Source organism: Gordonia rhizosphera NBRC 16068 (assembly GCF_000298195.1).
Taxonomy (GTDB): domain Bacteria; phylum Actinomycetota; class Actinomycetes; order Mycobacteriales; family Mycobacteriaceae; genus Gordonia; species Gordonia rhizosphera.
The window spans coordinates 22,455-48,832 of record NZ_BAHC01000151.1 but is presented as its reverse complement, the minus strand read 5'-3'; the positions used below and the strand labels follow the sequence as shown (position 1 = coordinate 48,832).

The window sequence follows — 26,378 nt, the reverse complement described above, 5'->3', positions numbered from 1 at the left end:
GCCTAGATGAGGACGGCGACCGGCACGCCCAGATGGGCCGTTGGCCCTATTCTTGGTTGGTGGACATTCCGTCAGTGACGCTGAACAACGGTTTCTCGATCCCGATGGTGGGCCTCGGTACCTTCTCGATGATGGGGCGGCCCGGTGTCTCGGCCGTGGCGGGAGCGCTGCGCGCGGGGTATCGCATGGTCGACACGGCCAGTCAGTACGGCAACGAGCGCAGCGTCGGTCTCGGATTGCGGGAATCGGGTGTCCCCCGTGACGAGATCGTGGTGCAGACCAAACTCTCCGGCGGCGATCAGGGGTTCGACGAGGTCATCAACGCCGCCAAGGACAGCGCCCGACGACTCGGTGTCGACCACCTCGACGTCTTCCTCATCCATTGGCCGTGCCCGAGTCTCGGCCGCACCGTCGACTCCTGGAAGGCCTTGCTCACCCTGGCCGACGAGGGGTTCATCCGTGCGGCAGGCGTGTCGAACTTCAAAGAGCACCACCTGCAGATGCTCTACGACGAGACCGGACAGTGGCCGGCGCTCAACCAGATCCAGTGCTCGCCCGCCCTGGCCCGCACCGACCTGCGGGCGTTCATGGCCGAGCGGGGAATCCACGCGCAGGCGTGGCATCCCACCGGGCGCAAGGAGGGGATGCTCGGGGAGGCCGTGGTGATCAAGCTGGCCCGCAAGTACGGCAAGTCGCCGTCGCAGATCGCGTTGCGCTGGTCGGTGCAACAGGGTGTCAGCGTCGTCCCGAAGTCGTCGCACGTCGGGCGGCAGATAGAGAACGCGGACCTGTTCGACTTCTGGCTGGACTCCGACGATCTCGGCGCCCTCGAGGCCCTCGACCGCGGGGAGAGGGCCGCCCGCGACTCGGACGTCGAAGAGCAGTTCTGACCTGATCCCGGTGACCTCATCCTGGTGACCTCATCCCGGTGATCGCGTGGTTCTGACTTACCCGGTGATCGAGTGGTTCTGACTCACCCGGTGATCGCGAGTAGCCCGAGCCGCCAGGCGAGGGCGTATCGAGATCGGGCGCGCCGCTGACCCCGCCGGTCTCGCGCGAACGGCCGTCCGCCCGGTGCCGAAAGTCGTAGTGTCGGCACATGACCGACGGCCGGGCCCCGACAGCCGATGCGCCCCCGGTGGGCGACCTCGATCAGCGCCGTATCTGGTCCATCTTCGGCGGCCTGATGCTGGCGATGCTGCTGGCCGCTCTCGACCAGACGATCGTGTCGACGGCGTTGCCGACGATCGTCAACGACCTCGGCGGGGCCGAACACCTCACCTGGGTCGTCACCGCGTACATGCTGGCCACGACCGCGACGACCCCGCTGTGGGGCAAACTCGGTGATCTCTACGGCCGCCGATATCTGTTCATCGGGTGCGTGGTGATCTTCCTGATCGGGTCGGCGCTGTGCGGCACCGCGACGACGATGGGTCAGCTCATCGGCTACCGCGCTCTGCAGGGTGTCGGGGCGGGCGGCCTGATGGTGCTGGCGCAGGCGATCATCGGCGATGTCGTGCCGCCCCGCGAGCGAGGTCGCTACCAGGGGATATTCGGCGCGGTCTTCGGGTTCGCCAGTGTCGTCGGTCCGCTGCTCGGCGGATTCTTCGTCGACAACCTCAGCTGGCGGTGGGTCTTCTACATCAACCTGCCGATCGGTGCGGTGGCGCTGGTCGCGGTGATCCTGGTTCTGCCGTCGACGTCGGCGGCGGTCAAACCGTCGATCGACTACCTGGGCATCCTGCTCGTGGCGAGCGCGGCCACGGGCGTGGTGCTGGTCACCAGCTTCGGCTCGATCTGGGGCTGGGGTTCGTGGCGGGTCATCGGGCTGGCGGTGCTCGCGGTGATCGCCGCGATCGCGTTCGTGGCAGTGGAGCTTCGAGCGCCGGAACCGGTGCTGCCCATCCGGCTGCTCACCAACCGGGTCTTCGTCATCGCCGCGTCGGTCGGTTTCGTCGTCGGCTTCGCGATGTTCGGCGCGATCACCTTCCTGCCGGTGTTCCTGCAGTCGGTGCAGGGCGCCACCGCGACCTCGTCGGGTCTGCGGATGGTCCCGATGATGGTCGGTCTGCTGCTCACCTCCATCGGCAGTGGCCAGATCATCAGCCGCACCGGCCGATACAAGATCTTCCCCATCGTCGGCTCGGGGATCTTCACGATCGCGTTATTGCTGCTGTCGACGATGGACCGGTCGACGTCGGAGCTGACGACCAGCATCTATCTGTTCATCCTCGGGTTCGGGCTCGGCATGGTGATGCAGGTGCTGGTCCTCGCGGTGCAGAACGCCGTGGAGTACCGCGACCTGGGCGCCGGGACGAGCGGGGCGACCTTCTTCCGCACCATCGGCGCGTCGGTCGGTGTCGCGGCGTTCGGGGCGGTGTTCAACAGCCGACTCGACGCCCACCTGACCGGGAGCGCCCCGCCGGGGGCGGTGGGTCCGTGCTCGGCCGAGGTGCTCAAAGCCTCCAACCTCACCCTGCCGTCGTGCCCGCCCGATGTGCAGATCTGGTTCCTCGACGCCTTCACCGCGGCGTTCCATGTGGTCTTCCTCGTCGCGGTGCCGATCGGGGCGATCGCGTTCATCCTGGCCTGGTTCATGCCCGAGGTGACGCTGCGTACGGTCACCAAGACCGCCGATCCCGGCGAGTCCTTCGGCATGCCGTCGGCGCGGACCTCGCTGGAGGAGCTGCGCCTGAAGGTGTGGCAGACATTGGCCCGCGACGACCGGCTACGTGCCTGGGAACTCGTCGTCGAGACCGCGCAGAGTTCGTTGTCGCGCGGGGAGGCGTGGATGGTCAGTCGGGTGTCCGAGGAGACCTCGAGGGAGATGTCGGCGATGGCGGATGCCTCGCAGACACCGCGCCCCGTCGTCGAGGAGACGGCGCGGTCGCTGGCCGACCGGGGCATGGTCACCATCGACCACGGTCTGGTGACCATCACCGAGGAAGGCGTTGCGGAGGCCGAGCGACTGTTGGAGGCGCAGCGGCAGCGGCTGCGGGATTTCGTCGCCGACTACCCGGGCAGCGACGAGGCCGATGTCGACGACATGCTCGACGAGATCGCGCGCCGGCTGCGCGACGACGTGCCGCCGCACGGGCTCGTGACCAGTGAACACTGACCCGACGTTCCTCGACTAGGGTCTGAAGCGTGTTCCAACCCGAGCCCGGCGCGGCCGATCAACATCCGCGCCACGAGGATTTCACCACCCGCCACGCCCCGACACCTCCGGAACTGCCGCTGCGTGATGGGGAGGCCTCGACGAACGTCGATCTGAAGACGCAGATCGTGCGGTTCGTCATCACCGGGGCGGGGTCCGGGGTCCTCGACTTCGGGTTGACCCTGTTTCTGCAGTACATCGTGGGGACGCCGTTCTGGATCGCCAAGTCGCTCGGCTTCGTCCTCGGCACCACCACCGCCTACCTGCTGAACCGGCGCTGGACCTTCGAGGCCGAACCGAGTGCGCTGCGGTTCGTCGGCGTCGCCGCCCTCTACGCGGTGACGTTCTTCGTCAACGTCGGTCTCTACACGTGGCTGTCGCACCTGTGGCCCGAAGAGGTGCTTTTCAGTTTCGTCGCCTACGTCATCGCCCAGGGCACCGCGACCGTGATCAACTTCGTGGTCCAGCGACTGGTCATCTTCCGGATTCGCTGACGCCATGACCACCGCGGTCGTTGTCGGGAGCGGGCCCAACGGACTGACCGCGGCGGTCGAACTGGCGCGGGCCGGCTGTGAGGTCCATGTCGTCGAGGCCGCGGACACGATCGGGGGCGGAGCGCGTTCGAGCGAGATGCTGCGGCCGGGGATCATCCACGACCACTGCTCGGCCGTTCATCCGCTCGGCGCGGGTTCGCCGGCGCTGCGCGCGTTGGGCCTCGACGAGTACGGACTGCGCTGGCGCCGACCGGAACTCGATTGCGTGCATCCACTCCCGGATGGGCGTGCCGGTGTGCTCCATCGGTCGGTCGCGCAGACCGCCGCGGGCCTCGGCCGTGATGGTGAGGCCTGGCGGGACATGATCGGCGGTGTCGCCGAGGATTTCGACCAACTGGCACCCGACGCGCTGGGGCCGATGCTTTCGATCCCCCAGCACCCGGTCCTGTTGGCGGAGTTCGGGCATCGCGCGCTATACTCCGCCACCGTGTTGGCGCGGGTGTTCCGCACCGACGAGGCCCGCGCACTGTTCGCCGGGGTGGCCGCGCACGCCTTCACCCGGCTCGACCGGCCCGGCTCGGCGGCCGCAGGGCTGATGCTGCTCGGTGCCGGGCACCGCTACGGCTGGCCGGTCGCCGAGGGCGGATCGTCGGCGATCGTCACGGCGCTGGCGGCCGCATTGATCGACGCGGGTGGCACGATCACCACACGGCAGCGGGTCACCGACATCGCTGAGGTGGAGCCCGCGGATGTGATCCTGCTCGACGTCATGCCGGGCGCGGCCGCCGGCATGCTCGGAGACCGGCTGTCGCCGAGGATGTTCCGCCGGTTTACCCGTTACCGGCACGGTCCCGCGGCCTTCAAGGTCGACTACCTCGTCGACGGTGAGGTGGGCTGGACCAACGAGGACTGCCGCCGTGCGGGCACCGTCCACCTCGGTGGGGACATCGCCGAGATCGCTGCGTCCGAGGCGGAGTCGGTGTCCGGCCGGATGCCGCGACGTCCGTTTACCTTGGTGGCCCAGCAGTGGTTGGCCGATCCGTCGCGTAGTCCCGGTCGCGTGAAACCGCTGTGGGCCTACGCCCATGTGCCGCAAGGCTTCACCGGTGACGCGACGGACGCGATCAGTGCGCAGATCGAGCGGTTCGCGCCGGGTTTCCGCACGCGGATCGTCGCATCGGTGAGCACCTCGCCGGCCGATCTCGAGCGGGTCAACCCCAACCTGGTCGGCGGTGACATCGGCGGCGGCCGAAACGATCTGAAGCATCTGCTGGCCCGGCCGAGGCTGTCATCGAATCCGTATGCGACCGGGGTCGAGGGTGTCTACCTGTGCTCGTCGGCGACCCCGCCCGGAGGTGGGGTGCACGGCATGTGCGGCCACCATGCCGCTCGGGCGGCACTGTCCTATCTGGGGCAGTGAGCCGTCAGCCGTTGACCTTGTCGATGATGTTCTCCGCGTACCAGCGCAGGTGCGCGAGTTTCTTGTCGAGCGGTTCGGTGTCGTCCCCGGTGATGTAGGGCATCCGGAACCCGACGATGACGTCGGTGATCCCTCTGTCCTCCAGTCGTTTACATCCGTCGACGGAGTAGGCGTCCAGCGAGATCACGTGGATCTCGAAGGGATCGTTGGTCTTTCCCTCCGCCTTGCGGATGTCGGCGATCTTGTCGAGGAGGGCCTCGAGTTCCTCCGGCGGTCCGCCACCGTGCATCCAGCCGTCGCCGCGGATGACCGCACGCCGCAGCGCGGCGTCGGCGTGCCCGCCCACGAGCAGCGGGATCGGTTGTGTCGGTGCGGGGGTCATCTTGTACCGCCCGATGTCGTAGAACTCGCCGTGGAACTCGAAGTAGTCGCCGGTGGTCAGGCCCCGGATGATGTCCATGCACTCGTCCATACGCTTGCCGCGCCGCGCGAAGTCCACGCCCATGAGCTCGTAGTCCTCGGGCCAGGGGCTGGTGCCCACCCCGAGTGCGAGCCGGTTTCCGGTGAGGTAGGCGACCGAACTCGCCTGTTTGGCGACGAGGGCGGGTGGGCGCACCGGCAGTTTGAGCACAAACGGGATGAAGCGGATCGTCGAGGTCACCGCGCCGAGCGCCGCAGCCTGGATGAAGGTCTCGATGAACGCCTTTCCGTCGAGGAATTCGCGGTCGCCGTCGGGGGTGTAGGGGTAGGTGGCGTCGGATTCTTCGGGGTAGGCGAGTGAGTCGGGGATGGTGAAGCCCGCGTAGCCGGCCTCCTCGGCGGCCTGCGCGAGCGGCGCGTAGAAGCTCGGGTCGGTCATTGCCTCGGCGAAGGTGAAGCGCATCGTGCTCCTCGAAACGGGTGGCGGTCTCCACCCAGAGTAGAACACGTTCTAGTTCTGCTGGGTTGATTCTCGCTGCACCATTCCGTTCGGGCTCCCCCGATCGAAGGGGCGGCAACCAAACCGTGTGGCGGGAACCGGAGGTCAGCGGACCGGCAGAGGGCTGCGCTCGGTGGCGCCGGGGCCGGGGCGGACTCGCAATGAGCCGGGACCGATCGGCTCGCGGCATTCGGAGCACACCAATTCGGCCGTCATCTCCTTCCCGCAGGAGCGGTGAATGGTGATCACAGGTGCCCCGTTCTCCGCGGTCCACTTGTCACCCCACTGTCGCAGTGCGGTGATCACCGTCCACAGATCACGGCCCTTCTCGGTGAGCCGGTAGTCGTAGCGCACCGGCTTGTCCTGGTAGGGCTCCTTGGTCAGCACGCCGTGCGCAACGAGCATGTCGAGACGCTGGGTCAGCACATTGCGCGCGATCCCCAGCCGCGACGAGAACTCGTCGAAGCGGGTCACGCCCAGAAGGGCGTCTCGGATGATCAGCAACGTCCACCACTCGCCGACGATCTCGAGTGTCTGGGCGATCGAGCAGTTCATATCCGTGAAGGAAGCGCGGCGCATGTCTTCGAGAATAGTGGGTTGCGTGAAACAACTCAATGATGCTTTGATGAGTTGCATGAAACAACTCACAAGGTATGCGTTGACCGACGAGTTCTCTGCGATGCCGATCGGCGCCGGTAGATGGTCGGCCGACATCGACCGATCGTGGTGGGGCTGGTCCGGACCGCACGGCGGGGCGATCGCGGCGCTGGCGGTTCATGTCGCCGCCTCCGCCGCGCCGGAGGCGGCCGTGCGGGCACTCGACCTGCGTTTCGTCGGCCGGCCGTCCGAGGGTGAACTCGTGCTCACCCCGGCGGTGCTGGAGGTGGGCCGGCACACCCGCGTCGTCGATGTCTCGATGACGCAGGGCGGCCGTGCGGTGGCCGCGGCATCGGTGACGCTGGGCCGCGTCGGACCGCCGCACCCCGACGACGTGGTCGACGTCTCGCGGGTGTCGCTCCCGAGACCGGAGGATTGTGAGCCGTTCATGATCCCGCCGGAGATCGTGCCCATGGGCGGTCATCTGGACCTGCGGCCCACCGACGGGCCGCTGCCGCTGAGCGGGTCGTCGGAAGCCTGGATGCGGGCCTGGATCTCCACGATCACGCCGATGGCGATGGACGCCGCCTACCTCGCCCTGCTCGCCGACTGCCTGCCGCCGGCGGTGTTCCCGACGATGACGGCGCCGGCGGCGATCCCGACGGTCACGTTCTCGATGCACCTCACGGCGCCGTTGCACGATCCCACCCCGGGGCCGGTGCTGGTCCGCACCGCCAACGTGTCGACCTCGGGCGGCTGGTCGGTCGACGACACGACACTGCGCGATCCGTCCGGACGCCTGTTGGCCACGGCCCGGCAGTCCCGTCGTGTCCAAACCCCGACCACCCGCTGACGCTCCCGCCCCCGTCACCCCGACGATCGAATCCTGGAGGCTCATCCCATGACCGACCTCGCCCGCACCGCAACCGGTGAACCGCTGTCCACGACGCCGGGCGGCGCATTGTCGAGCGCGCCCGGCCGCCCCGGCGTCGTGCTGCTCATCTTGTCCGCGGCCGCGTTCATGGCCAGCCTGGACGTCTTCATCGTCAACGTCGCCTTCGACGACATCGGACAGGACTTCCACGGCGTCGGGCTCGCCGAACTGTCGTGGGTGCTCAACGCCTACACGATCATCTTCGCTGCGCTGCTGGTGCCCGCCGGGCGGATGGTCGATCGCTACGGCCGTAAGGGTGGTTTCCTGTTCGGCCTGGCGCTGTTCACCGCGGCCAGCGCGGCATGTGCGGTGGCGCAGGGGATCTGGTGGCTCGTCGCCTTCCGGTGTCTGCAAGCTCTCGGTGCCGCGATCCTCACACCGGCGAGTCTGGGGCTGGTGGTGTCGACGTTGCCGGTTGCGGTCCGGGCGCGGTCGGTACGGATCTGGGCGGCGACCGGGGCCCTGGCCGCCGCATTCGGGCCCGCCGTCGGGGGTCTGCTCGTCGAGGCGTCGTGGCGGTGGGTGTTCCTGGTGAACCTGCCCGTGGGCGTCGCGGCTCTGATCGCCGGTGCGATCGTGCTCACGCGGTCTGAGAACGACACCGCGACGGGGCTTCCCGACCTCGTCGGCGCGGCGCTTCTGGCGCTGTCGATCGGCGCGCTGACTCTCGCACTCGTGCAAGGCGGTGACTGGGGCTGGACCGATCCCCGGATCGTCGGGTCCGCGATCGTCGCGGTCGTGGCGCTCGGGGGCTTCGTCGTCAGCTCCGCCCGCCACCCTGAACCCGTCATCGATCCGGCGTTGCTGCGGGTGCGGGCGTTCTCCTTCGCCAATGTCACCGCGCTGCTGTTCGCGATCCCGTTCGCCGGTGCGCTGCTGGCCAACATCCTGTGGCTGCAACAGGTGTGGGGATACTCGGCGATCAAGACCGGCTTCGCGGTCTCGACGGGTCCGCTGATGGTGCCGATCTTCGCCGCCGTCGCCCATCGTCTGAGTGTGCGCTATCCGATCGGTGCGATCGTGTCGGCCGGGTGTCTGCTGTTCGGGCTCGGTGGCGTGATCATCGCGGTGTCGGTGGATCAGACGCCGGACTACGCGACGGAGATCCTCCCGGGCTGGCTCATCGGCGGTATAGGGGTGGGACTCGCTCTGCCGTCGATCCTCTCCTCGGCCACCGCGGACCTGCCGATGCACCAGTCCGCGACGGGGAGTGCCGTGGTCAACATGAGCCGCCAGATCGGCATGGCGCTAGGCGTGAGCCTGTTGGTCGCGATCCTGGGCAGCCCGATCGGCTACGTCGCCGCGCACACTGTGTTCGTGCAGGCCTGGTGGGTGCTCGGCGGTGTCGCACTGTTGGGTGCGCTGGCCGCGCTGGGGATGAGCCCGCGCGCTGCCGTCCCCCACGCTTCCTGACGGTTCTTCCCTCGGGTATGACTTCGTCGTCCGCGAGCAGGCGGAGGGCGAAACGATACCCGAGGGAAGAACTGTCCTTGAAGGAGTGGGGCTATGGCCGCGTGAACCGCTCCCGACGACCCATTCGGCGCAGCCGCATCCACTCGGCGAACCCCTTCGGATCGTGCTGCTGGACGAGGAAGTACCAGCCGAATCGCGCGTACTCCTGAGGGATCAGTTTGCGCATGCCGGGCTGTGACATGAGGTAGCCGCGGTTGCGATAGGTGTAGAACCGCTTCGTCGGGTTGTCGGGGTACTGGGTGTGCATGCGGCCGCCCAGGATCGGCCGGAACTCATCCGATCCGTAGGGATGCAGATAGCCGGTGGTCAAGCAGGTGCCGAAGGCCAGTCCGGACCTCTGCAGACGGCGGTGCATCTCCACCTCGTCGCCGCGGAAGAACAACCGCAGGTCCGGGACCCCGATCACGTCGAGGGCGTGGGCGCGGAACAGCGCACCGTTGAACAACGACGCGATACCCGGCAGGAAGTCGTCGTTGGTCTCGGTGACCAGTTCCGAGCGTTTGCGCCGCCACACCAGGCCGCGGCGCAGCGGGAAGGCCAGGGTGTCCGGGTCGTCGATGTTGGCGACCACCGGCGACACCTCGTCGAGGTGGTGGCGGGCGGCGCAGTCGAGCAGCGTGCTGAGCACGGTCGGGCCGTCGGGCCGGCCGTCATCGTCGGCGCACCAGACCCAATCCGCGCCCAGGGCGAGCGCATGGAGCATGCCCAGCGCGAAGCCGCCGGCACCGCCGAGGTTGCGTTGCGATCCCAGATACGTCGTCGGGATCGGCTGCCCGGCGACGAGTGCGGCGACCTCGGGTTCGTCGGCGTTGTCGACGACGACGAGGTGGTCCACCGGGCGGTCCTGCGTCGCGATCACGGCCAGCGATCCGGCGAGTAGTTCGACCCGACGATGTGTCACCACGACGGCGATCACGCGTTCGGTCATCAGTTCCGTTCCTCGCCGTCGAAGCCGGCCTTGTCCTCGAGGCTGGTCAGCACCTTCCGCACGTGCGCGGCGGCCTTGGGCCCCTCGTAGGCGCCGACGACCTCCTCGATGCCGCCCTCCATCCGGATCTGGCCGTGGTCGATCCACAGCGCGCGGTCGCAGAGCTGGGCGAGGAACTCGTTGGAGTGGCTGGCGAACACCAGGATTCCGGACCGTTCGACGAGCGCCTGTAGCCGCGTGCGGGCCTTGCGCATGAAGTCGGCGTCCACGGCGCCGATGCCTTCGTCGAGGATGAGGATCTCCGGGTCGATGCTGGTGACGACGCCGAGCGCGACCCGCACCCGCATACCGGTCGAGTAGGTGCGCAGCGGCATCTGCAGGTAGTCGCCCAGTTCGGTGAACTCCGCGATGTCGTCGATCTTTTTCAGCATCTCCTTGCGGGTCATGCCGAGGAACATGCCGCGGATGATGATGTTCTCGTAGCCGGAGATCTCCGGGTCCATGCCGACACCGAGATCGAAAACCGGCGCCACCCGTCCGCGGATCCGGCAGGAACCGCGGGTGGGTTCGTAGATTCCCGACAGCAACCGCAGCAGCGTCGACTTGCCGGCGCCGTTGTGGCCGACCAGACCGACCCGGTCGCCGTGCTGCAGATGCAGGTTGATGTTCTTGAGCGCCTCGACGACGACGACGTTCGAATCGGTCGAGCCGATGACACCACCGGCGGCACCGATCACCGACTTCTTCAGCGACCGCGTCTTGGCGTCGAAGATCGGGAAGTCGACGCAGGCGTCCCAGGTGTCGACGCGAACCGTGCTCTCAGCCATATATCCCTACACCCAATAGGCCACACGGGCCCGATAGTTGCGCATCACGGTCATCGCCAGCACCCACCCGACGACGGTGCAGCCGATCACGATCGCCCAGTGGTAGAAGGCCACCGACTGGCCCAGCAGGGGACCACGCGCGATGTCGAGGTAGTGGTACATCGGGTTGAGCTCCACCAGCTTGAGCCTCGACGACGACTGGCCCGTCTTGCCGAGGCTCTGGGTGGTCCAGATGATCGGTGTCATGAAGAACACCAACTGGACGACGGTGGTGAGGAGCTGGCCGATGTCCCGGAACCTCGTCGAGAGGATGCCGAAGACGATCGCGACCCAGATCGCGTTGAGGACGTAGAGCGCGATCGCGGGGACCACGAGCACCACGGTCCAGTTCAGCGGCGGCGGGAAGATCAGGAAGATTGCCACGATGATCACGATGTTGTGCGCGAAGATGATCAGCTGACGCCACACCACGCGGTACACATGCACGCTCACCGGCGCGGGCAGCTGCTTGATCAGGCCCTCGTTCTTGGAGAAGACCTCCGCGCCGTCGAGGATCGAGGCCTGGATGAAGTTCCAGAAGATGAAACCCAGCGCCACATAGGGCAGGAAGAAGTTGAGGTCCATGCCGAAGAGCTCGCCGTAGAGCAGACCCATCGCGACCGCGGTGACACCCGTGGCGACGGTGATCCACAGCGGTCCGAGGACCGAGCGTCGGTAACGCTGCTTGATGTCCTGCCACCCGAGGTGCAGCCACAGCTCGGAGGTGAACAGCCCCTCGCGGAGATCCTTCACCGCACGCTTCAGGGTGCGGGATTCGGACGCCGTCGGTGCGGGGGGTACCTCGTCGCTGACTACGGTTGACACGAGGTCACAGCATACAAGCGATCTCAGAGGTACTGACCGGTGCTCGGCCCGCCGGGTCCGCCGCCGGCGGCGATCCCGGGCGGCAACGCACCCTGACGCATGTGTTCGAGCTGCGACCGCGCAGCCATCTGCTGGGCGAACAACGCAGTCTGGATGCCGTGAAACAGACCCTCCAGCCAGCCGACGAGCTGGGCCTGAGCGATGCGGAGTTCGGCGTCCGACGGGGTCGTGTCGTCGGTGAAGGGCAGCGCCAGCCGTTCGAGTTCCTCGCGCAACTCCGGGGCGAGCCCGTCCTCGAGTTCACGGATCGACGACTGGTGGATCTCCCGCAGCCGATTTCGGCTGGCGTCGTCGAGGGGTGCGGAGCGGACCTCTTCGAGGAGCTGCTTGATCATGGTGCCGATCCGCATGACCTTGGCGGGCTGTTCGACCATGTCGGCGACCGACTGGCCGTCGTCGTCCTTGTTGTCCTTCTCGGCCTCGGCGGGCGAGTGGTTACCGACGACGATCACCCGGTTCGCCTCGTCGCCGGCGGCGTCGTTGCGATGGTTGTTGTCTGGGAACGGGCCAGATGTCATGGCAACCATTGTGCCCAAGCCGTCCCGGACATCGTGCGCGACCCCGATGTCTATCGTTGAGCCATGGCCATCGACGTCGCCCGCGTGCGCGGATTGTTCCCCTCGCTCGGTGACGGATGGATCCATCTCGACCCCCAGGCCGGGGCACAGATCCCCGATTCGGTGGCGACGGCGGTGTCCACCGGATTCCGGCAGCTGGTCTCCGCGCCCGGTGGTGTCTACGCGGCGTCCCAGGCCTCGGCCGACGCCGTTGACCGCGCCCGGCGGGCGGTGGCCGACCTGCTGGCCGCCGACCCCGCCGGAGTCGTCCTCGGACCCTCGAGATCGGCGTTGATTGGTGGTCTCGCCGAGGCCATCCCGCCGACCACCTGGTCACGTGGGGCGGTCGTGCTCAGCCGGCAGGACGACGAACCCAACATCGTGCCGTGGTTGCGGGCGGCCGACCGTTCCGGTGCGGAGGTGCGCTGGGCGGAGGTCGACGTGGAGACCGGCACGCTGCCGGCCTGGCAGTATCGCGATCTCGTCGACGCGCGTACTGCGCTGGTGGCGGTGACGCTGGCATCGTCGACGACCGGGGCGATCACCGACGTCAGCGCGATCGCCGCCCAGGCCCGGGCGGCGGGTGCCATCACCGTCGTCGATGCCACCTGCGCCGCCCCCTACCTGCCGGTCGACATCGGCGAACTCGACGCCGACATCGTGGTCGTGTCGGCCGAACGCTGGGGTGGGCCGCGGATCGCGGCGATGGCGTTCCGGGATGTCGCGATGATGGACCGGCTCCGCACGCTGTCGATGGACCCGCGCGCACTGGGCCCGGCCCGGCTGGAACCCGAACCGCACGTCGGTGCGTTGCTCACGGGTCTGGTGGCCTCGATCGAGCATCTCGCGGCTCTCGACGACGAGGCCACCGGGAGTCGCCGGCACCGGCTGGTCACCTCGCTCGACGGGACGTACGAGTACCTGCACCGGCTGACGTTCTACCTGATGACCACGCTGCAGCACCTGAACCAGGTCAGTCTGGTGGGCACCGTCGAGGACCGGATTCCGGCGGTGAGTTTCACCTTCGAGGGTGTCGGTGCCGACAAGGTCGTGCGACGACTCGCCGACAACGGCATCTGCGCGCTCGCGGACGTGCCGAGCCGCGCGCTGGTTCGGATGGGGGCGGGGGACTTCGGCGGCGCGGTCACCGTCGGTCTCGGGCCCTACTCCACCCCGTATGAGGTCGATCATCTCGTGCGGGCGCTCGGCTCCCTCGGGTGACGTACATCAATCGGATGAACAACTAGGTCGATTGTCCGACTTGACCGGAGAGAGCGTCCGATTTGACCGATACTGGATTAGCAATTCGGCATCATGGCCATTACGTTGGCGACGACCATTGTGGCAGTGTCGGTTTCCGGAGAGGTGATGAGCACAGTTCACGAAGATTCTGGCCGGACACTCAGCGATTCCGAACGCGAGGTGTGGCGGTCGTTTGTGAACGGAGGGTGGGCCCTGCTGGCGGCGGTCAACGCCCAGCTCTCGACTCGCGGGGTGACCCAGGCCGATTTTCGGGTACTCGAGGTGCTCGCCGACTCTCGCGAGCGCAGCATCAGCGAGCTGTCCGACACCGTGCACATCCGCGTGAGCACGATGTCGCGTCAGGTCGGGCGGCTCGTCGACGACGGGTCGCTCGAGCGTGTGGAGAATCATGCCGACGGCCGGCAGCGGTTCGTGCGGATCACCGACCACGGTCTCGAGGTGTTCGCCGGGTATGCGCGGATTCGTGACGACCTGATCTGCCGGTTGGTCATCGATCCGCTGACCCCCGAGGAGTTCCGAACACTCGGCGAGGCGTTCCGCAAGATCAGTGACCGCATCGCGGACTCGGCGATCGAGTCTGCGGACTGACGGCCCGATCAGGTTCCCCCGAGCGAGGTAGCGGGCGTCACTGCATGGTCAGCAGCACCTTGCCGATCGCGTCCCCGCCCTCGAGGTGCGCCTGCGCGGCGTCGGCCTCGGCCAGCGGGTAGGTGGCGTCGACGATCGGGATCACCTCGCCGTCCTCGATGAGCGGCCAGGTGACGTGACGTGTCGTCGCCACCACCTCCGCCTTGGAACCGGGGCCCTCGACCGGCCGCGCACGCAGCGTCGTCCCGAACACGGCGGCCCGCTTGGTCAGCAGTTTGGCGATCGACAACTCGGCCTTCGTGCCACCCTGCATGCCGATGATCACCAGGCGTCCGCCGGTGCGCAGCGCGTCGATGTTACGGGCCAGGTAGGCGCCACCCATGATGTCGAGGATCACGTCGGCGCCGCCGCTGCCGCTCACGACGTGCACGAAGTCGGTGGTGGAGTAGTCGATGAGGATGTCGGCCCCCAACTCGTGGCAGCGTTCCAGCTTCTTTTGGGTGCGCGCGGTGACCGCGACGCGGGCGCCGAGGGCGTGGGCGACCTGGATGGCGTGGGTGCCGATGCCGCTTGAACCGCCGTGGATCAGCAGCAGTTCGCCACTGCGCAGGTGCGCGGTGTCGAGGAGATTGGATGCGACGGTGCACGCGACCTCGGGCAACGCGGCCGCGGACACCAGGTCGACGGGGCCGGGTTTCGGCAACACCTGCACGGCGGGCACGGCCACTTTCTCCGCATAACCGCCGCCGGCGAGCAGGGCGCAGACCTCGTCGCCGACCGCCCAGGCGGCGACGTGCTCACCGACCGCGGAGATGCGACCGGACACCTCGAGGCCGAGCGTGTCGACCGCGCCCGGCGGCGGGGGGTAGAGCCCGCGGCGCTGCAGGAGGTCGGCGCGGTTGATCCCGGCGGCCACGACGTCGATGACGACCTCGTGCGGCCCGGGTTCGGGATCGGGCAGGGTGACGACGGACAGCTGGTCGGTTCCGGCGATGGCGCGCACGTTGGTAAGGCTGTCACATCAGGGTCGTCGGTGTACGCGTGATCCGATCCAGTAGCCTCTACGGTCAGGGAAGCGTGGCAGAGCGGCCGAATGCACTCGCCTTGAAAGCGAGCGTGGGTAAAACCACCGGGGGTTCAAATCCCTCCGCTTCCGCAGAGAGTCCCAGCCTGTTCGCTCAGGTCAGGGACTTTTCTGCTATCCGGCGGGATCCTGCTCGGGTGCTTGTGCCCACGGTTTGGCCACATTCGCCGATGATCGTGCCTGATTCGGAGCGATCTCGACGGCGTCGAGATCATCGTCGAATACGTCCGAGTACACGTCGAGCGTCATGGCTGCCGAGGCGTGCCCGAGCATCCGTTGCAGTGCCTTCACGTTGACGCCGGCCGAGATTGCCGTCGACGCCGCCGAGTGCCTGAGGTCGTCGATCGTGACCCAGGGGACTCCGGATCGGCCGACGGCCCCGGCGAACAACCCGGTGAACGACATGGGCCGTTTGAGGTGGCGGCCGTGTCCGTCGTCGAACAGGAGCGCATCACCGCTCTTGCAGCGTGTTGTGGCTGCCGGCTCGAAGACGACGAACTCCGGTATATCGACATCGATCGGGGCTCGTCTGACTTGGGTGTGCCGACGACGAGCCTTGTCCATCCCCACCGAGTTTCACATGGTTGTGCCACGCGACCTCGATCGGAGGTACGACGACGGTTTCAGGTCGGACTGTTTGCGTTCGAGCCACGCTGTCGCCAACCCCAGGCAAAGCCCTCAGACCCGGAGCGAGTTCGAGCGACTATGCCCTACGGGGCGTGACTTTGGTGCTCTGGGGGCGCGCCACCCTGGGGGAGTGGCAGGTCACCTGAGCGGCCATCCGGAATGTGTACGCTTGAGCGAAAATAAACGTACAGTACGAAAGTGGCGGCATTATCCCTGCTCGCGCCCGAAAATTTGAACTGTACGCTTTGGTTCCGGGTAACCGTACAAATTCGGTCAGCGGAAGGATCATTCCCATGTCAGGCGGTCGAGGGCGGCCAGCTCGTTCTGAGGTGTACCGGCGGCTCGACACTCAGATCGCAGAGTTGTGGAACCGGCTGGGCGGCCTCCCCAACCCGATGGAGGCCGCGGACATCTGGAAGGACATCTGGACTGCGGAGGCACATCACTCTACGGCTATTGAGGGGAACACTCTCGTCATCAGTGAGGTCGAGAAGCTCCTCAGCGAGGGGCGTGCCGTGGGATCGAAGCTTCTGCGGGAGTACATGGAGGTCCGCGGCTACGCGGATGCATCGGACTGGGTGTATCGGGAGGGGATACAGCCGACCAGTTATGACCCCGACCGCATCATCACGATGCAGGATGTGCGGCGGGTCCATCAGCAGGTGATGGCCCTCGTCTGGGATGTCGACCCGCACCCGGATGCAACCGAGCGTGAAGGTCCGGGCAACTTCCGGGAGCACGAGATCCAGCGATTCGATGGAGGGATGCAACCGGTCAGTTGGACGCTTGTTGAGTCTGAGATGGACTTGTGGCTCGAAGAGGCGAATGCGCTCAAGCCAAGGTCTCTGCAGTTTCCAGAAGAGGTTGCGAAGGTACATCGTGACTTCGAGGCCATCCACCCATTCCTCGATGGCAATGGCCGGACTGGCAGGCTTGTGCTGAATCTGATCCTCGTGCGTCATGGCTACCCACCCGCGATCATCTACAAGGGAGATCGAAGCAAGTACCTTCGCGCTCTGCAGCGGGCGGATAGTGGTGAGTACGGTGCCCTTGGTGAGTTCATTGCTCGAGCGATTCTGGACAACCTCTACAAGTTCATTGTCCCCGCCATCGCGGGGCCGGCCAGGCTGGTTCCTCTCGCTGCGCTGACGACGGACGAGTTCAGCGCCACAACCCTCCGTGCAGCCGCGAATCGAGGTGCTCTGCAGGCAACCAAAGGACCTGACGGCCAGTGGCGGTCGAGCAGGAAATGGGTCGAGGAATACGCGGGACAGCGGTACAAACGAAATCGCGGAAACGAGTAGGTCTGCCCACATTCTGCCGTCACTTGCCCGCGAAACCCAGGGATCTGGCGTGATGTTCGGTGACGATAAACCGCTGTTCACGAGGTGTTTTCCGGTCTGACCGGCACCATCGATCAGGGTTCGAATCCCTCCGCTCCCGCCGGTCTCGGGTCCCGCTGGAAGTTTTGGCCCGAATCGTGTGAAGCCAGCCCCGGGCTCGGAGCTGGCTTTATACGATCTCTGATTCTTTCGGAGCGGTGTTCAGCGGACCTTCGTCAAGATGGTGTGGCCAAATGGAACTCCGCCGTATCCGTACGTCGTGCCCCGGTATCCGTGTGGGGTCTTGGTGTATTCCGTGCGGCTGAACCACACGGTGAACGGATCCTCTGACACGGTATTCAACCCGCCGTGCTTCGTGACCGTCTGAATGGTAATCGGCCCGGACGCCGGGTCGAGCACCGACCGACGCGGGACTATCGTCACGTCGGTGAACACGACCACCCCGCAGCGCGAGGGCCTGGGGGCGCGCCTGCTTCTGGCTCTCGCGTTGCTCTCGGCCACCGCGCCGATCGCGACGGACCTCTACCTGCCGTCGTTCCTCGACGTCCAGGAGTCTCTGCACACCGACGCGACGTCGGTCCAGCTGACGCTGACGGCCTTCCTCGTCGGGGTGGCCGTCGGTCAGGTGCTGTGGGGTCCGGTGTCGGACCGGTTCGGACGTCGGGGTCCGCTGCTGATCGGCTCGGCGACGGCGGTGATCGCCGGCGCGGTCGTGGTGGCGGCACCGAATATCGAGGTCCTCATCGCGGCACGGTTCGCGCAGGCGGTGGCGGCCGCGGCCGGGATGGTCATCGCCCGCGCCATCATCGCCGACCTGCTGCACGGATTCGCCAGCGCCCGCTCGATGACGCTGATGATGACCATCCAGAGCCTGGCCCCGGTCATCGCGCCCGTCATCGGCGGCGTCCTGGCCGGCCATGTCTCCTGGCGGGGCGTGCTGGGCGTGATCCTCGCCGTGACCGTGCTGCAGCTGATCATGGCGGTGACATCGGTGCCGGAGACACTCCCGGCCGGCGAACGCGTCGTGCAGCTGCATCTGGGCGACGTGCTCAATCGGTTCCGGAAACCGGCGTTCCTCGCATATGTGTTCGCCCAGGCGTTCGCCTTCGGTGCGCTGATGTCCTACATCTCGAGTTCGTCGTTCGTCTACCAGCGGGTGCTGGGCACATCGTCGGTGGTCTTCGGACTGTGCTTCGCCCTCAACGCCTTGGGGATGACCGGCGCGGGTCTGACCGCCGCCCGCCTCGCCCGACGACACGTTCACCCGGCGCGCACCATCCGTGTCGCGATGTCGGTGCTGGTCCTCGCCTCGATCGGGGTGCTGGCCGCAACCGTGTCGCCGTGGCCGGTGCTGCTGGTGGTGCCGCTGTTCGTCGCGGTGACGTCGTTCGGCTTCATTACGGGCAACACGACGACGCTCGCCATGGAACACAGCCGCGACGCCTCCGGCGCGGGCAGCGCGGTCCTGGGTGGGCTGATGTTTCTGGTCGGCGGCGCGGTCTCACCGCTCGGCGGTCTCGCCGGCGACGACACCGCGGTACCGATGGCTTGTGTGATGACCGCGTCGGCGGTGCTGGCGCTGGCGTGCTTCGCCGTCGCACGCTGGTATGTCGCGCGTCATCCGGACAGTGAGGCGGTGTTCACCCGCTGAGTGTGCACGGTCGCCTGCTCTGGCGTGCACGGTCGACGGAATTCACCCGCGTGGGTGCACGGTCGATGATCTGTTGCGCACCATCGGCGCGCGGGATGTAGGAGATCAGCGCAGGCCGAGCGACTTCATCAGGATCGGCCAGGACGCGGCGAGTTCGTCGTTCCAGTAACCCCACTTGTGCGTGCCGGAGGTCCGCATCGCGGTGGTGTACGGAATGCCCAGCGCGGACAGCCGTGAACTCATCTGGCCGGTGCAGAACGCGGTCCCGATCTCGCCGATGATGCCCCGGACGGTCTCGTCGACCGGGTCGTCGAGCAGGGCGTTGTACTTGCCCGGGACGCCGTTGCCCGACGACATGTAGATCGTCTTGCCGCGCAGCTGGTCGGCGATCAGGTATGGGTCGTGGGCCGCCCAGCCGGGAGCGCCGACCGGACCCCACATGTTCGCGACGTCCCCCCCGCCCCGTTTCACGTCCCACTGGGTGAGCAGCTGGTTGGGCATGCTGGAGATGTTCGCGCAGTCGCTGTAGCCGGCGACCCCGCGATAGAGCGACGGATGCCGCGCAGCCAGGGTCAGCGCGGCCACACCGCCCATCGACGCGCCGGCGATCGCGTTGGTGCCGTTGCCGCCGAACTCCGCGTCGACCAGCGGCGGCAGTTCGGAGGTCAGGAAGGTTTCCCACATGAACTTCTTCCCGATCCCGGGGTCGAAGGATTGCCAATCGGTGTAGTAGCTGTGCGGGTCGCCGACCGGGGTGACGACGTTGAGCCGTTCCGCGCTCGCCAGAGTGGCCAGGTCGGTCATCGCGTACCAGCCGGACTCCTCGTCGTGGGCCTCGGCGCCGTCGAGGAGATACAGCGTCGGACGCGACCCGTCACCCGTCGGGCGCTGGATGTCGACGGTCACCGCCCTGCCCATCGCCGGCGACCACACGGTCAGGCGCTCCCGCTGCGCGAGCGTGCTCGTCGAGACGACATGGGGCCGGGTGCGGTCGGGCGCGGTGAGCGCGGTCGACTCGGGCTCGGCGAGAGCGGTCGGGGCCGCGAGCCCGCTCGTCCCGATGCCGAGAACGACGACGGCGGCCGCCACCGCGTGGAGGACTCGCCGCCGACGACTCAGCGCACTGCCACATAAGTAAACACCAGTCACTTCTGCCCCTTCTGTATCGGGTGCAGTATGTGGCATATGGCCGTCCGCCGCCAATTCGGAGACGGTTCCGTGATCGCCGGGTGACCGGGCCGCAAGCTCGTGACCTGCGGACCGGCCACCGATCATCTGCTCGCGATCACCGCACCGTGGCGGTTACCAGCAGGTACTCCCAGTCCATCGATCCGTCGACCAGATTCCGGTCGGCGAGCTCGGCCACCGCGTGGTCGAGTTCGGCGGTTCGGGCAGGGTCGTCGGCGATCGTCTTGTAGGCCGCGATGGTGGGTCCGTAGTACGCCTTGAAGAAGTCGCGGAATGCCGCGCCGTCGGTGAACTGCGTCACCGGCACCGTCTCCGTCGTGGTGGTCAGATTCGTCACCCGGTTGCCGAACAGGTTACGGACATGATCGGCGTTCCCCCACAGCACACCGGGCTGTGCGCCGGGAGGCGGCGGAGGAGCGTAGGGCTTCATGACGGAGAACAGCTGTCCGACGAAACCGGTCGGTGTCCAGTTGATGAGGCTGATCCGGCCGCCGGAGCGTGTCACACGGACCAGTTCGTCGGCGCACGGCTGGTGGAATGGCACGAACATCACGCCGACGCACGAGAGGGCGACATCGAAGGTGCCGTCATCGAACGGCAGATCCTCCGCGTCGGCGGTGCGCCAGCTCATCGCGAGGCCTTCCTGACCGGCGCGGGATTCGCCGACCTCCAGCAGCTCGGGGGTGAGGTCGGTGGCGACGACCTCGGCACCGGAGCGTGCCGCGGGAATGGCGGCGTTGCCGGCGCCGGCGGCGACGTCGATCACGCGATCGGCGGGTCCGACGCCGACGGCCTCGACGATGCGCTTGCCGAGCGGGCCGATCAGATCGGCGACGTTGGGGTAGTCGCCGGATGCCCACAGCGCCCGATGGCGTGCCTTGAGCGCGGTGTCGGTCGCGATGGAATCGATGGACATTGTGCCCTCCTCAGGGGGTGTTTGGGTGCTTCGAGCATCCCGTCCGACCTCGTGATGCCTCCAGATCAAGAAATGAACCGCCGACGCTTCTGAATCTGTACTGGTCACCATTCCGCCACGGGTGTGTACTGGATCAGCGGAGGAGAGGTGGCGGCGATGACTCCATATGGACAGTTCTGTCCCGTCGCGAAAGCGATGGAACTGCTCGACGAGCGCTGGACGATTCTGATCGTCCGCGAACTCCTCTTGGGCAGTAGGCATTTCAACGAGCTGCGCCGCGGGGTGCCGAAGATGTCGCCGGCGCTGCTGACCAAACGGCTGCGGGAACTCGAGCGGGCCGGCGTCATCCGGCGCTCCGAGGTCGGGGGTCGGTCGGTCTACACCCTGACCGAGATGGGTGAAGAACTCGACCCCGTGGTGAAGTCGCTGAGCACGTGGGGAATCCGCTGGATCGGCGAACTCGGCAACATCGACCTCGATCCGCATCTCCTGATGTGGGACATCCATCGGACGATCCCGATCGATCTCTGGCCGCGGCGTCGGACCGTGGTGGAGTTCACCTTCCAGGACATCGTCGGGAAGGGTGGGACCTGGTGGCTGGTCGTGGACGGCGCCGACCCGCAGGTGTGCGACGCGAACCCCGGCTATGACGTGGATGCGCGGGTCGTCACCGATCTGCGCACCCTCACCCAGGTGTGGCGGGGGGACATCGACTGGCGCACCGGCCTCGGGGAGGACCGCATCACCGTGCTCGCGCCGACGGAGATCCGCCGCCAGATCCCGGACTGGGTGGGTCAGTCCACCTCGGCCGCCATCCCCCGGCCCGCCTGAACCGATTCGCGAAAGAGGTTGTGCGTCACAGCCAGTCGCGACGCCGGAAGCTGACAAAGAGCACGGCGACCAACGCGACGATGACGGCGGTGCTCGTGATGAACCCGACCGTGTTCGCATAGCCGGGGAAGGGGATGTTCTGGCCGTACCATCCGGTGATGGCGGTCGGCACCGCGATGATCGCGGCCCACGCGGTCAGCTTCTTCATCACGGTGTTCAGGCGCGCATCGGCCAGCGAGAGATTCGTCTCGAACACCGTGGTGACCATGTCCCGCAACGATTCCGTCCACTCCGCGGCCCGCAGCGCGTGGTCGTACAGGTCCGAGAAGTGCGGATCGAGTTCGGGCGGTGCGTGATTGTCGAACCGGCGTCGTTGGATGCCGGCGATGACCTCTCGCATCGGCAGGACCACCCGGCGCAGGAGAACGAGATCCTTGCGGAGGGCATAGGTCTGACGTTGCAGTGCCCGACCGGCGACCTTCTCGTCGAAGAGCATGCCCTCGACGTCCTCCATCGCGTCGTCGAGGTGTTGTACGGCGTCGAAGTGACCGTCGACGACGACGTCGAGCAGACCGTGCAGCAGGGCGCCGATGCCGTACTGTTCGTCGCCGATGTCCGCCCAGCGCGCGACGACGGCGTCCATGTCGAAGCCCGCGGTGCGCCGCACGGTGATCAGGGCGTTCTTCTTGACGAACACCGAGATCCGATGAAGGTCGAACAGGCTCGCCTGTTGGGTCGGCGGCCGCTCGTCGGCCGGCTGGGTGTCCGGCGCCCGCAGCACGACCGCATAGACCATCAGAAAGGTGTGCTGGGCGTAGGTGACGGTCTTGACCCGTTCGGCGGCGGCGATCGTGTCCTCCACGGCGAACGGGTCGAGGTCGAGTTCGTCGGCGAGCCTGGCCATGGTCGAGCGGGTGGGGCATTCGAGGTCCGCCCAGACAAGCAGACCGGGATCGGAGATGCAGTCCGACACCTCGCTGAGATCGAAACCCTCGACCTTGGTTCCATCGCGCCAGATCTGGCCGCGGATGCGTTCCGGCATGCCCACATCCTGCCACCGGGGAGGTCAATGGCAGGATCGCGACATGACCGCGCGGATTGGATCCCTGACCGGTATCCGGACCCTGGCGGCTTTGTCGGTGTGTCTGACCCACGCGGCGTTCTGGACCGGCCACTACACCGACGACTACCTCGGTCGCCTCGCCGCCCGCTTCGAGGTCGGAGTCGCGATCTTCTTCGTCCTGTCGGGCTACCTGCTGTTCGCGCCCTGGGTTCGGGCGTTGGAGAACGGGCTGCCGTCACCGTCGACCCGACGCTACTTCTGGCATCGGGCGCGACGCATCCTGCCGGCGTACTGGCTCACGGTGATCGCGGTCTATCTGCTCTACGCCATCCATCCGCCGGGCGACGCATCGTCGACGGGGACGGGGTGGGAGGGTTTGTTGCGCAACCTGACCCTCACCCAGGTGTACGGCGTCGGTCACCTGCAATGGGGGCTCACCCAGATGTGGAGCCTGGCCGCCGAGGTCGTCTTCTACCTGGCGCTGCCGGTGGTGGCATGGGTGCTCGTCGTGGCGGTGTGCCGTCGGCGATGGCGCCCGGATCTGCTGCTCGTCGGGCTGGTGCCGCTGTTGCTGGTGTCGCCGATCTGGTCGGTGATCGTCGCCGGCAGCGACGGGATCAGCCCGACGGCCCGGCTGTGGGCGCCGGCCTTCTTCGGCTGGTTCGTCGCGGGCATGGGACTGGCGGTGAGCGTGCGTCTGATCCGACGCTGGAATCCGTCGGTGTCGGTCGGGGTGGCCGTCGGCGCGTTTCTCCTGTCGGCCGGAACCCTTGCCGGGGAACCCACCATCACGCCGACGACAGGATCGGCCACCGTCGTCAAACACGTCCTGTACCTCGTCGTCGCGGTCGGCCTGATCGGTCCCCTCACCATGCGCGACCAGACGAACTGGTGGGCGCGCTGGTGCGGGAGCCGGCCGATGGTCTGGTTCGGCGAGATCTCCTATGAGTTCTTCCTTGTCCACGTGGTGGTGCTGGAGATCGTCATGGATGCGCTCGGCTACGAGGTCTTCACCGGTTCGACGGTGGTCGCGTTCCTGGTCACCACCGTGATCTGCGTACCGGTGGCGTGGCTGCTGCACCGGGCCACCGCACCGCTGTGGCGAGTTCGCACACCCGTGTTGTCCTGAGCCGCAGGTAGCATCGAGGTGCGGTCCGGGTGGCGATCCCCGGACAGGGGAATGAGGCATATCCGATGGGTGACAACCGGGGTCTGAGAACGCAGATCATCACCAGCGACGAGATCCGGGCCTGGTGCAACGAGTCACGCCTACCCGGAGACCGGCCGGAGCTGTCCGATGTGGCGGCGGTGCTGATCGCCTCGGGCTTCCTGACACCGGGCGGGCGGGCCATCGTCGTGCGCCGCGTGTCCACGGGGCTGGCGTTACCGACATTGCCGGGCGGGTTCGGTGAACTGAGGCGGCTGCAACGCGCCGTCGCGCAGACCGAGCACCAGCTGGCCAATCCGGTGATGCCGAGCGTGGTCGCGGCGATGATGCGTAACCGTCTCAACGGGCTGGTGCGTCGTCGCGACGAGGCGCGCAAGATGATTGTCACCGGCAAGGGCGTCTTCGCCGGCGGCACCCGGGCGATCCGTCGGGAACGCCGGGAGAACGTCTACCTCGAGATCGAGGAGCGCGAACGCCTCTTCGGTGGGCTCGCCTGCACCCCCACGCCCAACGTCAACACCCCCGGATACATGCGGCGCGCCGGCAGCGCGGCGATCGACCGGCTGGCCGGTGTGGTCGGCCAGGTGGCCGCGCGGTCGGGGTATCCGCAGGCCGGACAGTGGGCCGGTCAGATCCTGATGCCCGACCGGGGTGACACGGCCACCCCCGGCGGCACACCGGGCTCCGCGACCTTCGTCGACGGGTACGAGACCCTGCTGTTCCTCGCCGGACACTTCTACGACCGCATCATCGGCAACCCTGCGTGGCGGTCGGACCACTTCGAGATCCAACGCACCCAGGTCAACCTGCACGCCGAGCTGGCCGAGATCGCGGCCGACGTGATCGCTCTGCGCGCCGTCCGACTCGACCTGGACCGTGCAAAGGCCAACGGCGGGTTCGACCGGTCGTTCGCCGAGCACATCGACCGTCGCGAAGCCACGCTGCGTCCGGTGTGGACGGAACTGATCGATCGGGTGCAGGCGCTCGGCGAGGTGGCTGCCGTCGTCGAGTCGGCCGCGGTCGAACTGCGGGTGCTGACCGAGTACAACCGGGCCAGCACCATCGACGACCGGATCGACGAGCTCATCGCCCGTTCCGGGGACCGCGAGATCTCCGTCGACAACGCGAAACGACTCACCGAACAGGTGCGCAGCGGTGAGGAGCAACTGCGCATCTACCGGGACGTGTTGCAGGGCAACATCGCCCGAATCTCTCCCGCGGCCGGCCGGGAGTTGCCGGCGCGCTACGAACCGAACTGAGCGCTGCTGTTCACCAGCTCGCAGCATGCTCAGGTTTCGGGGTCGACCCCGAATCGTTACCCTTGTCGGGAGGCTGAGAGCTGTGAGCTGAGGCCCGTCGGTACGCCGGTGGGTACAGCCTTTGAAGAATGTGCGGTCGATGGTCGGCGGTCGCACATGCATATGTGTAGTGAGGAAGTAGATGCGCAAGGCGAGTCAGTGGGCGGCAGTTGTCGCATCCCTGCTGATGGCGATGGCGGTGGCGCCTGGCGTCGCCCAAGCCGACACCCCCGCGGCGAGGATCTCGAACGAGACGATCCTGAGTCCGTTGCGCACCGACATCTGGGTGCAGTCCCCCTCCATGGGCGGCAAGGTGAAGGTCTCGGTACTCACGCCGCAGAACAGCAGCGGCCCTCGGTCGACCGTCTATCTGCTTGACGGCGCTGACGCCGGCAAGGACGTCAGTGACTGGATCACCAAGGGACGCGCGGGCAAGTTCTTCGCCGACAAGAACGTGAACGTGGTGCTGCCGACGGGCGGCGCGGGCAGCTTCTACACGAACTGGGTGCGCCGGGACCCGACGATCGGGAAACCCCAATGGGAGACCTTCCTCGCCAAGGAGCTACCGCCGCTGATCGACAAGCGCTTCGACGGCACCGGCCGCAACGCGGTGGTCGGTCTGTCGATGGGCGGACAGGCCGCGTTCACCCTTGCGGTACGCCATCCGAGTCTCTACAGCGGCATCGCATCGTTGAGCGGCTGCCCGACGGTTGCCGGGCCGGTGAACCAGGCCTACGTGCGCACCACGGTGGCCCGCAACGGTGGCGACGCCACCAACATGTGGGGCCCGTTCGACTCACCGAACTGGTCCGCGCACGATCCGAGCAGTCATCTCGACGAGCTGCGCGGCAAGAACATCTTCCTCGCGTCCGGTTCGGGGGCGATCGGGCCGTTGGATCTCACCGCACCGTTCGACCCGGAGGACGGGCCGCGGGAGGCTGTTACGGCCACAGGCTCGGCACTCGAGTTGGGGGCGTGGCGCTGTTCGCTGGAGTTCGCGGCAGTGATGAAAGCCAACAACGTCCCCTTCAACAGCGGCTTCCACCTGATCGGCACCCACAACTGGGTCTATTGGGAACGGGATCTGCCTGCGGCATGGCCGACGATCTCGCAGGGACTCTGACCGGG

25 protein-coding genes and 1 tRNA gene are annotated in these 26,378 nt (G+C 67.1%); 15 read left to right on the top strand and 11 right to left on the bottom strand.

Annotated elements, in window-relative coordinates; translation table 11 throughout:
* Positions 1-59: 59 nt before the first annotated feature.
* The 4 genes from GORHZ_RS18840 (at position 60) to GORHZ_RS18825 (ending at position 5,071) form a co-directional block, all read left to right on the top strand.
* Positions 60-890: an aldo/keto reductase gene (locus tag GORHZ_RS18840; protein ID WP_040532488.1), complete on the top strand. Its 831-nt coding sequence runs from the start codon at positions 60-62 to the stop codon at positions 888-890.
* 209 nt (positions 891-1,099) lie between these two features.
* Positions 1,100-3,118 (top strand): MDR family MFS transporter, encoded by a 2,019-nt coding sequence (locus tag GORHZ_RS18835; RefSeq protein WP_006335798.1) that lies wholly within the window; start codon positions 1,100-1,102, stop codon positions 3,116-3,118.
* 29 nt (positions 3,119-3,147) lie between these two features.
* On the top strand, positions 3,148-3,651 hold the full coding sequence (locus GORHZ_RS18830) for a GtrA family protein (protein ID WP_006335794.1): 504 nt from the start codon (positions 3,148-3,150) through the stop codon (positions 3,649-3,651).
* A gap of 4 nt (positions 3,652-3,655) precedes the next feature.
* The gene (locus GORHZ_RS18825; RefSeq protein WP_006335793.1) at positions 3,656-5,071 is read left to right on the top strand and encodes a phytoene desaturase family protein; all 1,416 of its coding nucleotides are present in this window, start codon (positions 3,656-3,658) and stop codon (positions 5,069-5,071) included.
* A gap of 4 nt (positions 5,072-5,075) precedes the next feature.
* Here GORHZ_RS18825 and GORHZ_RS18820 read toward each other — a convergent pair whose 3' ends face one another.
* Positions 5,076-5,954, bottom strand: a complete 879-nt coding sequence (locus tag GORHZ_RS18820) for a TIGR03619 family F420-dependent LLM class oxidoreductase (protein WP_006335792.1) — start codon at positions 5,952-5,954, stop codon at positions 5,076-5,078.
* Between the two features lie 141 nt (positions 5,955-6,095).
* Positions 6,096-6,569, bottom strand: coding sequence for a winged helix-turn-helix transcriptional regulator (locus tag GORHZ_RS18815; RefSeq protein ID WP_040532467.1), 474 nt, complete (start codon positions 6,567-6,569; stop codon positions 6,096-6,098).
* A gap of 55 nt (positions 6,570-6,624) precedes the next feature.
* On the opposite strand from GORHZ_RS18815, the gene GORHZ_RS18810 reads away from it, so the two are divergent.
* On the top strand, positions 6,625-7,440 hold the full coding sequence (locus GORHZ_RS18810) for an acyl-CoA thioesterase (protein WP_006335790.1): 816 nt from the start codon (positions 6,625-6,627) through the stop codon (positions 7,438-7,440).
* Between the two features lie 48 nt (positions 7,441-7,488).
* Positions 7,489-8,934 carry a DHA2 family efflux MFS transporter permease subunit gene (locus GORHZ_RS18805; RefSeq protein ID WP_006335789.1) on the top strand — a complete coding sequence of 482 codons (1,446 nt, stop codon included), beginning with the start codon at positions 7,489-7,491 and terminating at the stop codon, positions 8,932-8,934.
* A 91-nt stretch (positions 8,935-9,025) separates the two neighbouring features.
* On the opposite strand, the gene glfT1 is transcribed toward GORHZ_RS18805, so the two are convergent.
* The 4 genes from glfT1 to GORHZ_RS18785 are packed head-to-tail and all read right to left on the bottom strand — an operon-like array spanning position 9,026 to position 12,191.
* Positions 9,026-9,922, bottom strand: coding sequence for a galactofuranosyltransferase GlfT1 (gene glfT1, locus GORHZ_RS18800; RefSeq protein WP_006335788.1), 897 nt, complete (start codon positions 9,920-9,922; stop codon positions 9,026-9,028).
* Positions 9,922-10,749, bottom strand: a complete 828-nt coding sequence (gene wzt / locus GORHZ_RS18795) for a galactan export ABC transporter ATP-binding subunit Wzt/RfbE (RefSeq protein WP_006335787.1) — start codon at positions 10,747-10,749, stop codon at positions 9,922-9,924. The genes glfT1 and wzt overlap by 1 nt, the downstream gene beginning before the upstream one ends.
* A 6-nt stretch (positions 10,750-10,755) precedes the next feature.
* Positions 10,756-11,613 carry a galactan export ABC transporter permease subunit Wzm/RfbD gene (gene wzm, locus GORHZ_RS18790; protein ID WP_006335786.1) on the bottom strand — a complete coding sequence of 286 codons (858 nt, stop codon included), beginning with the start codon at positions 11,611-11,613 and terminating at the stop codon, positions 10,756-10,758.
* Between the two features lie 23 nt (positions 11,614-11,636).
* The gene (locus GORHZ_RS18785) at positions 11,637-12,191 is read right to left on the bottom strand and encodes a bacterial proteasome activator family protein (protein WP_006335785.1); all 555 of its coding nucleotides are present in this window, start codon (positions 12,189-12,191) and stop codon (positions 11,637-11,639) included.
* 63 nt (positions 12,192-12,254) lie between these two features.
* On the opposite strand from GORHZ_RS18785, the gene GORHZ_RS18780 reads away from it, so the two are divergent.
* Together GORHZ_RS18780 and GORHZ_RS18775 are read left to right on the top strand one after the other, a co-directional pair.
* Positions 12,255-13,451, top strand: coding sequence for a cysteine desulfurase-like protein (locus GORHZ_RS18780; RefSeq protein WP_006335784.1), 1,197 nt, complete (start codon positions 12,255-12,257; stop codon positions 13,449-13,451).
* Between the two features lie 147 nt (positions 13,452-13,598).
* Positions 13,599-14,081 carry a MarR family winged helix-turn-helix transcriptional regulator gene (locus tag GORHZ_RS18775; protein WP_157205264.1) on the top strand — a complete coding sequence of 161 codons (483 nt, stop codon included), beginning with the start codon at positions 13,599-13,601 and terminating at the stop codon, positions 14,079-14,081.
* A gap of 37 nt (positions 14,082-14,118) precedes the next feature.
* Here the strand turns inward: GORHZ_RS18775 and GORHZ_RS18770 are convergent, their stop codons facing one another.
* Positions 14,119-15,084 (bottom strand): NAD(P)H-quinone oxidoreductase, encoded by a 966-nt coding sequence (locus GORHZ_RS18770; RefSeq protein WP_006335782.1) that lies wholly within the window; start codon positions 15,082-15,084, stop codon positions 14,119-14,121.
* Positions 15,085-15,152: 68 nt separating this feature from the next.
* Here GORHZ_RS18770 and GORHZ_RS18765 point away from each other — a divergent pair.
* Positions 15,153-15,237: transfer RNA gene (locus tag GORHZ_RS18765), tRNA-Ser, on the top strand.
* 42 nt (positions 15,238-15,279) lie between these two features.
* On the opposite strand, the gene GORHZ_RS18760 is transcribed toward GORHZ_RS18765, so the two are convergent.
* Positions 15,280-15,729, bottom strand: a complete 450-nt coding sequence (locus GORHZ_RS18760; RefSeq protein ID WP_051998993.1) for a tyrosine-type recombinase/integrase — start codon at positions 15,727-15,729, stop codon at positions 15,280-15,282.
* A gap of 392 nt (positions 15,730-16,121) precedes the next feature.
* Here GORHZ_RS18760 and GORHZ_RS18755 point away from each other — a divergent pair, with 392 nt between their 5' ends.
* Positions 16,122-17,096 carry a Fic family protein gene (locus tag GORHZ_RS18755; RefSeq protein WP_217998344.1) on the top strand — a complete coding sequence of 325 codons (975 nt, stop codon included), beginning with the start codon at positions 16,122-16,124 and terminating at the stop codon, positions 17,094-17,096.
* Positions 17,097-17,502: 406 nt separating this feature from the next.
* The gene (locus tag GORHZ_RS18745) at positions 17,503-18,786 is read left to right on the top strand and encodes a multidrug effflux MFS transporter (RefSeq protein WP_006335775.1); all 1,284 of its coding nucleotides are present in this window, start codon (positions 17,503-17,505) and stop codon (positions 18,784-18,786) included.
* Positions 18,787-18,891: 105 nt separating this feature from the next.
* Here GORHZ_RS18745 and GORHZ_RS18740 read toward each other — a convergent pair whose 3' ends face one another.
* Both GORHZ_RS18740 and GORHZ_RS18735 read right to left on the bottom strand, forming a co-directional pair.
* Positions 18,892-19,935, bottom strand: a complete 1,044-nt coding sequence (locus GORHZ_RS18740) for an alpha/beta hydrolase (protein ID WP_245551469.1) — start codon at positions 19,933-19,935, stop codon at positions 18,892-18,894.
* Positions 19,936-20,071: 136 nt separating this feature from the next.
* Positions 20,072-20,890 carry a class I SAM-dependent methyltransferase gene (locus GORHZ_RS18735; protein WP_006335773.1) on the bottom strand — a complete coding sequence of 273 codons (819 nt, stop codon included), beginning with the start codon at positions 20,888-20,890 and terminating at the stop codon, positions 20,072-20,074.
* 156 nt (positions 20,891-21,046) lie between these two features.
* Here GORHZ_RS18735 and GORHZ_RS18730 point away from each other — a divergent pair, with 156 nt between their 5' ends.
* Positions 21,047-21,721, top strand: a complete 675-nt coding sequence (locus GORHZ_RS18730) for a winged helix-turn-helix transcriptional regulator (protein WP_006335772.1) — start codon at positions 21,047-21,049, stop codon at positions 21,719-21,721.
* 25 nt (positions 21,722-21,746) lie between these two features.
* Here GORHZ_RS18730 and GORHZ_RS18725 read toward each other — a convergent pair whose 3' ends face one another.
* Positions 21,747-22,763, bottom strand: a complete 1,017-nt coding sequence (locus GORHZ_RS18725; protein ID WP_006335771.1) for a magnesium transporter CorA family protein — start codon at positions 22,761-22,763, stop codon at positions 21,747-21,749.
* 43 nt (positions 22,764-22,806) lie between these two features.
* Between GORHZ_RS18725 and GORHZ_RS18720 the strand changes: the two genes are divergently transcribed.
* From GORHZ_RS18720 to GORHZ_RS18710, 3 genes are all read left to right on the top strand, one after another.
* The gene (locus GORHZ_RS18720; RefSeq protein ID WP_006335769.1) at positions 22,807-23,913 is read left to right on the top strand and encodes an acyltransferase family protein; all 1,107 of its coding nucleotides are present in this window, start codon (positions 22,807-22,809) and stop codon (positions 23,911-23,913) included.
* A 65-nt stretch (positions 23,914-23,978) separates the two neighbouring features.
* Positions 23,979-25,211: a hypothetical protein gene (locus GORHZ_RS18715; protein ID WP_006335767.1), complete on the top strand. Its 1,233-nt coding sequence runs from the start codon at positions 23,979-23,981 to the stop codon at positions 25,209-25,211.
* A gap of 181 nt (positions 25,212-25,392) precedes the next feature.
* Positions 25,393-26,373 (top strand): alpha/beta hydrolase, encoded by a 981-nt coding sequence (locus GORHZ_RS18710; RefSeq protein ID WP_006335765.1) that lies wholly within the window; start codon positions 25,393-25,395, stop codon positions 26,371-26,373.
* Positions 26,374-26,378: the final 5 nt, after the last annotated feature.

What these genes read in the sequence shown, in the direction of transcription:
- GORHZ_RS18745 (WP_006335775.1), top strand. Translation starts at nt 17,503, where the DNA reads ATGGTAATCGGCCCGGACGCCGGGTCGAGCACCGACCGACGCGGGACT.
- GORHZ_RS18825 (WP_006335793.1), top strand. Translation starts at nt 3,656, where the DNA reads ATGACCACCGCGGTCGTTGTCGGGAGCGGGCCCAACGGACTGACCGCG.
- GORHZ_RS18815 (WP_040532467.1), bottom strand. Translation starts at nt 6,569, where the DNA reads ATGCGCCGCGCTTCCTTCACGGATATGAACTGCTCGATCGCCCAGACA.
- GORHZ_RS18810 (WP_006335790.1), top strand. Translation starts at nt 6,625, where the DNA reads ATGAAACAACTCACAAGGTATGCGTTGACCGACGAGTTCTCTGCGATG.
- wzt (WP_006335787.1), bottom strand. Translation starts at nt 10,749, where the DNA reads ATGGCTGAGAGCACGGTTCGCGTCGACACCTGGGACGCCTGCGTCGAC.
- GORHZ_RS18710 (WP_006335765.1), top strand. Translation starts at nt 25,393, where the DNA reads ATGCGCAAGGCGAGTCAGTGGGCGGCAGTTGTCGCATCCCTGCTGATG.
- GORHZ_RS18805 (WP_006335789.1), top strand. Translation starts at nt 7,489, where the DNA reads ATGACCGACCTCGCCCGCACCGCAACCGGTGAACCGCTGTCCACGACG.
- GORHZ_RS18835 (WP_006335798.1), top strand. Translation starts at nt 1,100, where the DNA reads ATGACCGACGGCCGGGCCCCGACAGCCGATGCGCCCCCGGTGGGCGAC.
- GORHZ_RS18785 (WP_006335785.1), bottom strand. Translation starts at nt 12,191, where the DNA reads ATGACATCTGGCCCGTTCCCAGACAACAACCATCGCAACGACGCCGCC.
- GORHZ_RS18720 (WP_006335769.1), top strand. Translation starts at nt 22,807, where the DNA reads ATGACCGCGCGGATTGGATCCCTGACCGGTATCCGGACCCTGGCGGCT.
- GORHZ_RS18820 (WP_006335792.1), bottom strand. Translation starts at nt 5,954, where the DNA reads ATGCGCTTCACCTTCGCCGAGGCAATGACCGACCCGAGCTTCTACGCG.
- GORHZ_RS18715 (WP_006335767.1), top strand. Translation starts at nt 23,979, where the DNA reads ATGGGTGACAACCGGGGTCTGAGAACGCAGATCATCACCAGCGACGAG.
- GORHZ_RS18725 (WP_006335771.1), bottom strand. Translation starts at nt 22,763, where the DNA reads ATGCCGGAACGCATCCGCGGCCAGATCTGGCGCGATGGAACCAAGGTC.
- GORHZ_RS18775 (WP_157205264.1), top strand. Translation starts at nt 13,599, where the DNA reads ATGAGCACAGTTCACGAAGATTCTGGCCGGACACTCAGCGATTCCGAA.
- GORHZ_RS18780 (WP_006335784.1), top strand. Translation starts at nt 12,255, where the DNA reads ATGGCCATCGACGTCGCCCGCGTGCGCGGATTGTTCCCCTCGCTCGGT.
- GORHZ_RS18735 (WP_006335773.1), bottom strand. Translation starts at nt 20,890, where the DNA reads ATGTCCATCGATTCCATCGCGACCGACACCGCGCTCAAGGCACGCCAT.
- GORHZ_RS18730 (WP_006335772.1), top strand. Translation starts at nt 21,047, where the DNA reads ATGACTCCATATGGACAGTTCTGTCCCGTCGCGAAAGCGATGGAACTG.
- GORHZ_RS18760 (WP_051998993.1), bottom strand. Translation starts at nt 15,729, where the DNA reads ATGGACAAGGCTCGTCGTCGGCACACCCAAGTCAGACGAGCCCCGATC.
- glfT1 (WP_006335788.1), bottom strand. Translation starts at nt 9,922, where the DNA reads ATGACCGAACGCGTGATCGCCGTCGTGGTGACACATCGTCGGGTCGAA.